Source organism: Pseudomonas sp. JV245A (assembly GCF_032424515.1).
In the GTDB taxonomy this organism is placed as follows: domain Bacteria; phylum Pseudomonadota; class Gammaproteobacteria; order Pseudomonadales; family Pseudomonadaceae; genus Aquipseudomonas; species Aquipseudomonas protegens.
Map to the genome: position 1 here is coordinate 1 of NZ_VYKE01000159.1, position 11,104 is coordinate 11,104.

8 protein-coding genes are annotated in these 11,104 nt (G+C 63.5%); all 8 read left to right on the forward strand.

The annotated features are described in order from the left end of the window. The first annotated feature begins 27 nt into the window (after nt 1–27). On the forward strand, nt 28–1,485 hold the full coding sequence (locus F6S12_RS26680; protein ID WP_315869498.1) for an alginate export family protein: 1,458 nt from the start codon (nt 28–30) through the stop codon (nt 1,483–1,485). 26 nt (nt 1,486–1,511) lie between these two features. Beyond that, nucleotides 1,512–3,101 carry a mannuronan 5-epimerase AlgG gene (gene algG / locus F6S12_RS26685; protein WP_315869495.1) on the forward strand — a complete coding sequence of 530 codons (1,590 nt, stop codon included), beginning with the start codon at nt 1,512–1,514 and terminating at the stop codon, nt 3,099–3,101. A gap of 11 nt (nt 3,102–3,112) precedes the next feature. Next, nucleotides 3,113–4,573, forward strand: coding sequence for an alginate O-acetyltransferase (locus tag F6S12_RS26690; RefSeq protein ID WP_011059371.1), 1,461 nt, complete (start codon nt 3,113–3,115; stop codon nt 4,571–4,573). 8 nt (nt 4,574–4,581) lie between these two features. Next, on the forward strand, nt 4,582–5,697 hold the full coding sequence (locus F6S12_RS26695; protein ID WP_011059370.1) for a mannuronate-specific alginate lyase: 1,116 nt from the start codon (nt 4,582–4,584) through the stop codon (nt 5,695–5,697). A gap of 187 nt (nt 5,698–5,884) precedes the next feature. After that, nucleotides 5,885–7,450: an MBOAT family protein gene (locus F6S12_RS26700; RefSeq protein WP_315869496.1), complete on the forward strand. Its 1,566-nt coding sequence runs from the start codon at nt 5,885–5,887 to the stop codon at nt 7,448–7,450. Nucleotides 7,451–7,461: 11 nt separating this feature from the next. Next, nucleotides 7,462–8,637: an alginate O-acetyltransferase gene (locus F6S12_RS26705; RefSeq protein ID WP_315869497.1), complete on the forward strand. Its 1,176-nt coding sequence runs from the start codon at nt 7,462–7,464 to the stop codon at nt 8,635–8,637. A 16-nt stretch (nt 8,638–8,653) separates the two neighbouring features. Beyond that, nucleotides 8,654–9,310: an alginate O-acetyltransferase AlgF gene (locus tag F6S12_RS26710; RefSeq protein WP_041116061.1), complete on the forward strand. Its 657-nt coding sequence runs from the start codon at nt 8,654–8,656 to the stop codon at nt 9,308–9,310. Between the two features lie 193 nt (nt 9,311–9,503). Next, on the forward strand, nt 9,504–10,955 hold the full coding sequence (locus tag F6S12_RS26715; RefSeq protein WP_041116060.1) for a mannose-1-phosphate guanylyltransferase/mannose-6-phosphate isomerase: 1,452 nt from the start codon (nt 9,504–9,506) through the stop codon (nt 10,953–10,955). Nucleotides 10,956–11,104 lie beyond the last annotated feature (149 nt).

Sequence of the window (11,104 nt, forward strand, 5' to 3'; positions counted from 1 at the left end):
AAGCGCTTGTGCCTGTCGAAACTGGGCATGGCCCTGGGTTTTGCCATGATCTGGTCCAACCCGACCCTGGCGGCCATCACCGACACCAAGAACTTCGGCCTGGAAGTGAAGATCACCGGCCAGTCCGAGGACGATCGCGACCTGGGCACCCAGGGCGGTGGCGACGTCAACGGCATCGGCCTCGACCTGCGGCCCTGGGTCTATGGCGAAAGCGGCAACTGGAGCGCCTACGCCATGGGCCAGGCAGTGACCGCAAGCGACGTGATCGAAACCGACACCCTGCAACAGTCCGGCGACAACGCCAGCCAGCAGTCCAGCAACGATGACCGCAAGACCAAGAAGAACTACCTGGCCATGCGCGAGTTCTGGGTCGGCTACAGCGGCTTCACCGCCTACCCCGGCGAGCAGTTGAAGTTCGGCCGCCAGCGCCTGCGCAACGATGACGGGCAATGGCGCGACACCAACATCGAGGCGCTGAACTGGACCTTCGACACCACCCTGCTGCGGGCCAACCTGGGGGCCGCCGAGCGCTTCAGTGAATACCGCACCGACCTCAAGGAGCTGGCGCCCAAGGACAAGGACCGCCTGCACCTGTACGCCGACGCCGCCTACCAGTGGACGCCCGGCCAGTGGGTGGGCATCCGCGCCCACCATACCCACGACGACGGCAAGCTCGACTATGCCCAGCCCGGCGTGGCCAGCGACCCGCTGGACAAGAAGGAAAACGGCGACCTGACCTGGCTCGGCCTGGAAGCCAACAGCGACGCCTTTAACTGGCGTAACACCAATACCGTCAACTACTGGGCCAGCCTCACCGGCATGCGCGGCGACCGCGATACGGTCAACCCGCTGAACGCCGATGGCAGCCGCCCGACCCAAGCCAAGCGCGGGGACAACCTCAACGGCTGGGCCACCGACCTGGGCGTGCGCCTGCGCCTTGACCCGAACTGGCAAGTGGGCGCGGCCTATGCCCGGGCCAGCGCCGAGTACGAACAGAACGGCCTGCAAAGCAACCGCTCCAACTACACCGGTACTCGCTCCCGGGTGCACCGCTTCGGCGAAGCCTTCCGGGGCGAAATGAACAACACCCAGAGCGCCACCCTGTTCGGTTCCTGGCAACTGCGCGAGGACTACGACGCCAGCCTGGTCTACCACAAGTTCTGGCGTGTGGACGGCAACAAACCGGTGGGCAGCAACGGCATCAACGCAGTGGACAACAACTACGACGACACCACCGGCGCCCTGCTCAGCAGCACCTCGCTGCCGCTCATGGATGGCAAGAAGGACCTCGGCCAGGAGATGGACCTGGTGGTCACCAAGTACTTCAAGCAAGGCCTGTTGCCCGCGGCCCTGAGCCAGTCGATCGATGAACCTTCGGCCCTGGTGCGTTTGCGCGGTGGCGTGTTCAAGCCCGGCGACGCCTACGGCAAAGAGGTCGACTCCTACATGCACCGCGCCTTTATCGACGTGATCTGGCGCTTCTGATGCAAGCCGCTAAAGGAGTGCCCGACATGCCTAATCAAACTCTCCAGAGCCCGTTGTCCAGAGGCTCCCTGAGCCTCCTGGCCGGCGCCCTGCTGCTGGCCAGCAGCAGCGCCTTCGCCACTGCCGAGACGGCCAAGGCGCCGATCATCGCCAAGGAGCTGCAACAGGCCAAGACCTACACCGTCAGCAGTGCTCCCATCGAGCCCCTGGCCCTGGCCAAGCCGACCCTGCCCGACCTCTCCGGCTACACCGCCGAGGCGGCCGCGGCGAAGATCGTGCGCAGCAAGCCGGGCAAGATCAGCGTGCGCCGGATGATGCAGGAAGACGCCCTGAAGGACTTTATCGGCGGTGACAACAAGATGGCCGAATGGGTGGTGCGCCAGCACGGCATACCCCAGGCGATCTTCATCGACGACGGCTACGTCAACCTCAAGGAACTGGTGGGCAAGCTGCCCAAGCAGTACATCAGCGAAACCGCACCCGGGGTCTACCTGGCCCGCCTGCCCATCGTCGTCGGCCGCCACGGCATCCTGGAAATCGACAAACAGACCCAGGAGCTGCGCCTGTCCCAGGAAGGCGGCTCGTTCCTGGTCAACGATGGCCAGCTGTTCGTGCGTGACACCAAGGTCACGGGCTGGCGCGAGAAGGACAACGGCCCGGCGACCTTCCGCTCGCCCAAGGAATTCCGCCCGTTCCTGCTGGCCTGGGGCGGCACCGAGACTTACATCGTCAACAGCACGATGGCCAGCTTCGGCTACGCCAACTCCAAGTCCTACGGGGTGAGTATTTCCCAGTACACGCCGAACATGGCCAAGGTGCTCAAGCGCCCCGAGCCCACCGGCTGGATCGTCGGCTCGACGTTCTCGGACATGTGGTACGGCTTCTACTGCTACGAGACCCGGGACTTCGTGCTCAAGGGCAACACCTACAAGGACAACATCGTCTACGGCATCGACCCCCACGACCGCTCCCATGGCCTGATCATTGCCGACAACACCGTCCACGGCACCAAGAAGAAGCACGGCATCATCATTTCCCGGGAAGTGAACGACAGCTTCATCTTCAACAACCGCAGCTACGACAACCACCTCTCCGGGCTGGTGATCGACCGTAACAGCGTCAACAACCTGATCGCCTACAACGAGATCTACCGCAACCACACCGACGGCATCACCCTCTACGAGAGTGCCGACAACCTGATCTACGGCAACAAGGTGATCAGCAACCGCCGCCACGGCATCCGCATTCGCAACAGCGTGAACATCCGCCTGTACGAAAACATCGCCATGGCCAACGGCCTGACCGGGGTCTACGGCCACATCAAGGACCTTTCCGACACCGACCGCGACATCAAGCTCGACCCGTTCGACGCCCAGGTCTCGCTGATCGTGGTCGGCGGCGAGCTGGCCGCCAACGGCAGCGGGCCGATGTCCATCGACTCCCCCTTGAGCGTGGAGCTGTACCGGGTCTCCATGCTGGCGCCGACCAAAAGCAGCGGCATCAGCTTCTCCGGGGTCCTGGGCGAGCGCCAGGATGAAATTCTCGACCTGCTGGTGCGCCAGCAGAAAGCCGTGTTGATCGACCCCGTCGAACGCCAGACCGAATTGCGGGATTGAGGATGACTTTCATGCACCCACACTGGATCAAACTCCTGGGCCTGTCGGCCCTGACCGCGGGGATTCTCGCCGCCAGCGCCGGCGCCCGTGCCGACGAAACCAGCGCCACGAGCGCCGCGCCGAACTTCAAGGCCGAGCCGTGCTGCAACCTGTGCCCGGCCGCCCACGACGCAAAGAACTACGTGACCCGCTACCAGCAGAACTTCACCACCCTGGTGCAAGCCCAGGGCGACTGGTTGTTCCGTACCCAGGAAGATTTGCGCACCGAGTTCAACACCACTCCCGAAGGCTACCGCCGCCTCAAGCAGTTGCACGAAGCCTTCAAGAGCAAGGGCGTGGAACTGGTGGTGGTCTATCAGCCGACCCGCGGCCTGGTGAACCGCAACAAGCTCAACCCGGCGGAGAAAGCCCGTTTCGACTATGACAAGGCGCTGAGCAACTACAAGGCCATGCTCGGGCGCTTCGCGCAGATGGGCTACGTGGTGCCGGACCTCTCGCCGCTGACCAACGAACAACTGCCCGATACCCTGCCGGCCCACGACTTCTACTTCCGCGGCGACCAGCACTGGACCCCTTATGGCGCCCAGCGCACGGCGAAGATCGTCGCCGACAAGGTCAAGCAGTTGCCGGCCTTTGCCGACATTCCACGGCGTGAATTCGAAACCCACAAGTCCGGGCGCATGGGCAAGACCGGCACCCTGCACAACATGGCCGGCCAGTTGTGCGGCACCAGCTACGCCATCCAGTACATGGACCAGTTCACCACCGAGCCCAAGGGCGAGGCTGGCGACGGCGACCTGTTCGGCGACTCCGGCAACCCGCAGATCACCCTCGTGGGCACCAGCCACAGTGGCAAGAACTACAACTTCGCCGGCTTCCTGGAAGAGGCCATCGGTGCCGACATCCTCAACGTCGCCTTCCCCGGCGGCGGCCTGGAAGGCTCGATGCTGCAGTACCTGGGCAGCGACGAGTTCCAGAAGAGCCCGCCGAAGATCCTCATCTGGGAATTCTCGCCGCTGTACCGCCTGGACCAGGAAACCATCTACCGGCAGATGATGGCCCTGCTGGACAACGGCTGCGAGGGCAAGGACGCGCAGATGACCGGCAGCACCACCCTCAAGCCCGGCAAGAACGAATTGCTGGTCAACAGCAAGAACATGGACCTGCGCAACAGCGGTCATCAGGTCGACATCCGCTTCGCCGACACCTCGGTGAAAACCCTGCAAGCCACCCTCTGGTACATGAACGGGCGCCACGAGGACATCAAGATCGAAAAACCGGAAACGTCCGACACCGACGGGCGCTTCGCCTTCGAACTGCGCACCGACGAAGACTGGGCCTCGCAGAACCTGCTGGCGGTCGAGATCCAGGGCCCGGAAGCGGGCACTGCGGGGCAGAAGGTCGAAGCGAAAATTTGCAAACGCAACGTATTCCCGAGCGCCGAGCAACGCACCGCGCAGATCGGGCAATGAGGTTACCTATGCAAAGCACAGACTTGAAACGCTTGTTGATACCCAGCCTGCTGGGGCTGGCCATCGTCACCGGCAGCGCCCAGGCCGCCGCGCCGCTGCGCCCGCCCCAGGGCTATTACGCCCCGGTGGACAAGTTCAAGAGCGGCGACAACAGCGAGGGCTGCGACGCCATGCCGGCGCCCTACACCGGCGCCCTGCAGTTTCGCAGCAAGTACGAAGGCTCGGACAAGGCCCGGGCGACCCTCAACGTGCAGTCCGAACAGGCCTTTCGTGACACCACCGCGGACATCACCAAGATCGAGCGCGGTACCAGCAAGCGGGTCATGCAGTTCATGCGCGACGGCCGCCCTGAACAGCTGGACTGCACCCTCGCCTGGCTCAGCGCCTGGGCCCAGGCCGATGCGCTGATGTCCAAGGACTTCAACCACACCGGCAAGTCCATGCGCAAATGGGCCCTGGGCAGCATGGCCTCGGCCTACCTGCGGCTGAAGTTCTCCGACTCCCACCCCCTGGCCACCCACCAGGAACAGGCACAGAAGATCGAGGCCTGGTTCAGCAAGATGGCCGACCAGGTGGTCAGCGACTGGGACAACCTGCCCCTGGACAAGACCAACAACCACTCCTACTGGGCCGCCTGGTCGGTGATGGCCACCGCCGTGGCCACCAACCGCCGCGACCTGTTCGACTGGGCGGTCAAGGAATACAAGGTCGGCGCCAACCAGGTCGATGCCGACGGCTTCTTGCCCAACGAACTCAAGCGCCAGCAGCGGGCCCTGGCCTACCACAACTACGCCCTGCCGCCGCTGGCAATGATCGCCAGCTTCGCCCAGGTCAACGGCGTCGACCTGCGCCAGGAAAACCACGAAGCACTCAAGCGCCTGGGCGAGCGGGTGCTGGCCGGGGTCAAGGACCCGGACACCTTCGAAAAGAAGAACGGCAAGCAGCAGGACATGACCGACCTCAAGGTCGACTCGAAATTCGCCTGGCTGGAACCCTACTGCAGCCTCTACACCTGCGCTCCGGAAACATTGGAGCGCAAGCACAAGATGCAGCCGTTCAAGACTTTCCGCCTGGGTGGCGACCTGACCAAGGTCTACGACCCGGCCCATGAAAAGGGCTCCTGATTCGAATCGTTGGAACGTCCCCCTGTAGGAGCTGGCTTGCCAGCGAAGAGGCCCTCAAGAGCGCCTTCGCCGGCAAGCCGGCTCCTACAGGGGGCGCGCTGCACGCAGTACCGCTTCCCCGGTTTTTCACGGGGGGGTTTGGGGGGGCTCCGGCCTCTGACTATTGGTTAAACATGGAGAGATCGGGATGGTTTTCTCATCCAATGTGTTCCTGTTCCTGTTCCTGCCGATCTTTCTCGGCTTGTACTACTTGAGCGGGCAACGCTATCGCAACTTGCTGCTGCTGATCGCCAGCTATGTGTTCTATGCCTGGTGGCGCGTGGACTTCCTGGCGCTGTTCGCCGGGGTCACCCTGTGGAACTACTGGATCGGCCTGAAAGTCGGCGCCGCCGGTGTCAGGACCAAACCCGCCCAGCGCTGGCTGCTGCTGGGGGTGGCGGTGGACCTGTGCATCCTCGGCTACTTCAAGTACGCCAACTTCGGCGTCGACAGCATCAACGCCATCATGACCTCCATGGGGCTTGAGCCGTTCATCCTGACCCACGTGCTGCTGCCGATCGGCATCTCGTTCTACATCTTCGAGTCCATCAGCTACATCATCGACGTCTACCGCGGCGACACCCCGGCCACCCGCAACCTGATCGACTTCGCGGCGTTCGTGGCGATCTTCCCGCACCTGATCGCCGGCCCCGTGCTGCGCTTTCGTGACCTGGCGGACCAGTTCAACAACCGCACCCACACCCTGGACAAGTTCTCCGAAGGCTGCACGCGGTTCATGCAGGGCTTCATCAAGAAAGTGTTCATCGCCGACACCCTGGCGGTGGTCGCCGACCATTGCTTCGCCCTGCACAACCCCACCACGGGCGATGCCTGGCTCGGCGCCCTGGCCTACACCGCGCAGCTGTACTTCGACTTCTCCGGCTACAGCGACATGGCCATCGGCCTGGGCTTGATGATGGGTTTTCGCTTCATGGAAAACTTCAAGCAGCCCTACATCAGCCAGTCGATCACCGAGTTCTGGCGGCGCTGGCACATCAGCCTCTCTACCTGGCTGCGCGACTACCTGTACATCACCCTGGGCGGCAACCGCAAAGGCACCCTGGTCACCTACCGCAACCTGTTCCTGACCATGCTCCTGGGCGGCCTGTGGCACGGCGCCAACTTCACCTACATCGTCTGGGGCGCCTGGCACGGCATGTGGCTGGCCATCGAAAAGGCCCTGGGCATCAACACCACGCCGCGTAGCCTGAACCCGGTGCGCTGGGCCCTGACCTTCCTGCTGGTGGTGATGGGCTGGGTGATCTTCCGCGCCGAGAACCTGCACGTAGCAGGCCGGATGTACGGCGCGATGTTCAGCTTTGGCGACTGGTCGCTGTCGGAACTCAACCGCGCCAGCCTCACCGGCCTGCAAGTGGCGACCCTGATCCTGGCCTACGCCACCCTGGCGTTCTTCGGCCTGCGTGACCTGTACCGCAACCCGGCGCCGGTCAAGGCCAAGCCCGAGGTCACTACCGCCGACGACGGCCCGACCAGCGCCCAGCCCGGCCTGATCAAGGCGGTCCCCGGGGACAACCCCGGCAGCATTCACCAGCCGGGCTACATCGTCGGCACCGAGGCCCAGGTGCAGCCGGCCTACTGGACTGCCGACTGGTCGCGCTACGCCATGCGCGCCCTGGTGCTGCTGCTGTTCATTGCCTCGATTCTCAAACTCTCGGCGCAAAGCTTCTCGCCGTTCCTTTACTTCCAGTTCTGAGGGATCTGCCCATGACCCGCTCATTACGTGTGTTCTACATCGCCCTGTTCCTGCTGACCCTGCTGGTGCTGGGGTTGTGGTCGGCGCGCAGCTTCTTCGGTTTCAGTACCAACAACGACGCCACCGTGCTCAACGGGCGCTGGGCCAAGGCGGTGGAAACCCACTACGACGACCAGTTCCCGATCAAGCGCCTGGGCACCAACCTCTGGGCCGCCCTGGACTTCAAGCTGTTCAACGAAGGGCGCCCGGGGGTGGTGCTGGGCCGTGACCAGTGGCTGTACAGCGATGAAGAGTTCAACCCCGTGGTCAACGAGGAGCTCAACCTGCAGGGCAACTACGCCCTGGTGGAAGGCGTGCGCCAGACCCTCAAGGAGCACGGGGTAAAACTGGTGATGGCGATCGTTCCGGCCAAGGTGCGCCTGTACCCGGAACACATAGACGAAGTGCGCCCGGCGCGCATCCACGCCAACCTCTACCAGGACTTCCACGCCCGGGTCGCTGCCGACAAGATCCTTGCCCCCGACCTGCTTGGCCCCCTGCAACAGGCCAAGCAACAGGGCCAGCAAGTGTTCCTGCGCACCGACACCCACTGGACCCCCGCCGGCGCCGAGATCGTCGCCCGGCAACTGGCCCTGACCATCGCCGCCAAGACCCCGCTCAGCGGTCAGCCACAACGCTTCGTCACCGAGACCGAAGAGACCGTGGAACACAAGGGCGACCTGCGCCGCTTCCTGCCCCTGGACCCGCTGTTCGAAAACCTGATGCCGGCCGAAGAGCCGCTGCAAAAGCGCGTGACCCGGGCCAGCGAGGAACAGCCGGCCGCCGACGACGCGCTATTCGCCGACCGCGAAGTGCCAGTGACCCTGGTGGGCACCAGCTACAGCGCCAACCCCAGCTGGAACTTCGTCGGCGCCCTGAAACAGGCCCTGCACAGCGACGTGCTGAGCTACGCCGAAGACGGCCACGGCCCGATCCTGCCGATGCTCAGCTACCTGAAAAGCGACGACTTCAAGAACAACCCGCCCCAGGTGCTGATCTGGGAATTCCCTGAACGCTATCTGCCTGTGAACAACGAAATCGGCGACGCCGACCCTCAGTGGGTCGCAGAACTCAAGCAAGCCGGTGCACGCCAACAGAACCTAGCTGTTAACGCCAAATCCGAGACGCCCGAACGGGCGCAAAACTGAAAAAGAGGTAACACTCATGACTTTCACTACTACTCCTCGTCGTCTCGCCCAAGCAATCACACTGGCTGCCGGCATGAGCGTCCTGTCCCTGTCTGCGTTCGCCGGTGGCGATGCCGCCCTGTACGGCCCCACCGCGCCCAAGGGCTCGACCTTCGTGCGCCTGTACAACGCCAGCAACAGCGAAGTCAGCGCCACGGTGGGCAGCACCAACGTCAACGACGTCGCGCCCCTGGCCAGCAGCGACTTCAGCTTCATGCCCGGCGGCGACTACACCGCCAAGGTGGGCAGCCAGAGCGTGCCGGTGAAACTGGCCGCCGATCACTATTACACCCTGGTCAACAACGCCAGCGGCCAGCCGCAGCTGATCGAAGAACCGCCGTTCAAGAACAAGCAGAAATCCCTGGTGCGGGTGCAGAACCTCAGCGACCAGGCCCTGACCCTGAAGACCGCCGACGGCAAGACCGATGTGGTCAAGGCCGTGGCCGCCAAGGGCCGCGGCGAGCGCGAAATCAACCCGGTGAAGGTCAGCTTCGCCCTGTATGACGGCGAGAAAAAGGTCAGCGACCTCAAGCCCGTGGCCCTGGAGCGCGGCGAAGCAGCGGTGCTCTACGTCACCGGCAACGGCAGCAGCCTGTCGCCGGTCTGGGTCAAGCGCCCGGTTTCCACCCGCTAATGAATTTCCGGATGCCTTGCCCGTCCCCCTGTGTAGGAGCTGGCTTGCCAGCGAAGGCGTCCTCACGGGCCCCTTCGCCGGCAAGCCGGCTCCTACAGAAGGTGGGCAGCGCATCCGGGCACGCAACAAAAACAAGAGTGAAACGACAGAACGCAGTAGCTCTAACCCATACGATGTTTGAAGGAGTAACAACATGATTCCGGTGATCTTGTCAGGTGGTAGCGGCTCACGTCTTTGGCCGCTTTCGCGCAAGCAATTCCCCAAGCAGTTCCTCGCCCTGACCGGCGAACACACTTTGTTCCAGCAGACCCTGGAGCGGCTGGTGTTCGAAGGCATGGATACCCCCATCGTGGTCTGCAACAAGGACCACCGCTTTATCGTCAACGAGCAACTGGCGGCCCGTAAGCTCGAATCCCAACGCATCCTCATGGAGCCCTTCGGCCGCAACACCGCCCCGGCCGTAGCCCTGACCGCGATGATGCTGGTCAACGAAGGCCGCGACGAGCTGATGCTGGTACTGCCGGCGGACCACGTGCTGGAAGACCAGAAAGCCCTGCAACGCGCCCTGGCCCTGGCCACCGTGGCCGCCGAGCGTGGCGAAATGGTGCTGTTCGGGGTCCCGGCGACCAAGCCGGAAACCGGCTACGGCTACATCAAGTCCAGCAACGACGCGCTGCTGCCGGAAGGCGTGAGCCGGGTCTCGCACTTCGTCGAGAAACCCGACGTCAAGCGCGCCACCGAATTCGTCGAGGCCGGCGGCTATTTCTGGAACAGCGGCATGTTCCTGTTCCGCGCCAGCCGCTTCCTCGAAGAGCTGAAGAAACACGACCCGGACATCTACGACACCTGCCTCTTGACCCTGGAGCGCAGCCAGCAGGACCCGGACACCGTGACCATCGACGAAGCCACCTTCGCCTGCTGCCCGGACAACTCCATCGACTACGCGGTGATGGAGAAGACCCAGCGCGCCTGCGTGGTCCCCCTGACCGCTGGCTGGAGCGATGTCGGCTGCTGGTCGTCGCTGTGGGACGTGCATGAAAAAGACGCCAACGGCAACGTCAGCAAAGGCGATGTGGTGATCCAGGACAGCCGCAACTGCATGATCCACGGCAACGGCAAGCTGGTGTCGGTGATCGGCCTTGAAAACATCGTCGTGGTGGAAACCAAGGACGCCATGATGATCGCCCACAAGGACAAGGTCCAAGGGGTGAAACAGATGGTCAACACCCTCAACGAACAGGGCCGCAGCGAAACCCAGAACCACTGCGAGGTCTACCGCCCGTGGGGCTCCTACGACTCGGTGGACATGGGCGGGCGTTTCCAGGTCAAGCACATCTCGGTCAAGCCGGGGGCCTGCCTGTCCCTGCAGATGCACCACCACCGCGCCGAACACTGGATCGTGGTCAGCGGCACCGCCGAAGTCACCTGTGACGAGAACGTGTTCCTGCTCACCGAGAACCAGTCCACCTACATCCCGATTGCCTCGGTGCACCGCCTGCGCAACCCGGGCAAGATCCCGCTGGAGATCATCGAAGTGCAATCGGGCAGCTACCTGGGCGAAGACGATATCGAGCGGTTTGAAGATATCTACGGCCGCTCCACCCCGGTGGAACGTGGCGTCTCGGTGAAGACCATCGCCCAGTAACAGCGACAGGCTTCAAGCGGCAAGCTGCGAGCAAAGGCAGAGCGCCGTTATCAGCGAGTCCTTTCAACCCCCTTCCAGGCGCCTGCGTCCCCTATCCGCAGGCGGTTGGACAGGGGGATTTTTTTGTAGCCGCTGCCGCAGGCTGCGAA

Excerpts from the sequence above, each read along its gene's own strand:
- F6S12_RS26705 (WP_315869497.1), top strand. The coding sequence starts at position 7,462 with ATGACCCGCTCATTACGTGTGTTCTACATCGCCCTGTTCCTGCTGACC.
- F6S12_RS26695 (WP_011059370.1), top strand. The coding sequence starts at position 4,582 with ATGCAAAGCACAGACTTGAAACGCTTGTTGATACCCAGCCTGCTGGGG.
- F6S12_RS26715 (WP_041116060.1), top strand. The coding sequence starts at position 9,504 with ATGATTCCGGTGATCTTGTCAGGTGGTAGCGGCTCACGTCTTTGGCCG.
- F6S12_RS26680 (WP_315869498.1), top strand. The coding sequence starts at position 28 with ATGGCCCTGGGTTTTGCCATGATCTGGTCCAACCCGACCCTGGCGGCC.
- F6S12_RS26710 (WP_041116061.1), top strand. The coding sequence starts at position 8,654 with ATGACTTTCACTACTACTCCTCGTCGTCTCGCCCAAGCAATCACACTG.
- F6S12_RS26690 (WP_011059371.1), top strand. The coding sequence starts at position 3,113 with ATGCACCCACACTGGATCAAACTCCTGGGCCTGTCGGCCCTGACCGCG.
- F6S12_RS26700 (WP_315869496.1), top strand. The coding sequence starts at position 5,885 with ATGGTTTTCTCATCCAATGTGTTCCTGTTCCTGTTCCTGCCGATCTTT.
- algG (WP_315869495.1), top strand. The coding sequence starts at position 1,512 with ATGCCTAATCAAACTCTCCAGAGCCCGTTGTCCAGAGGCTCCCTGAGC.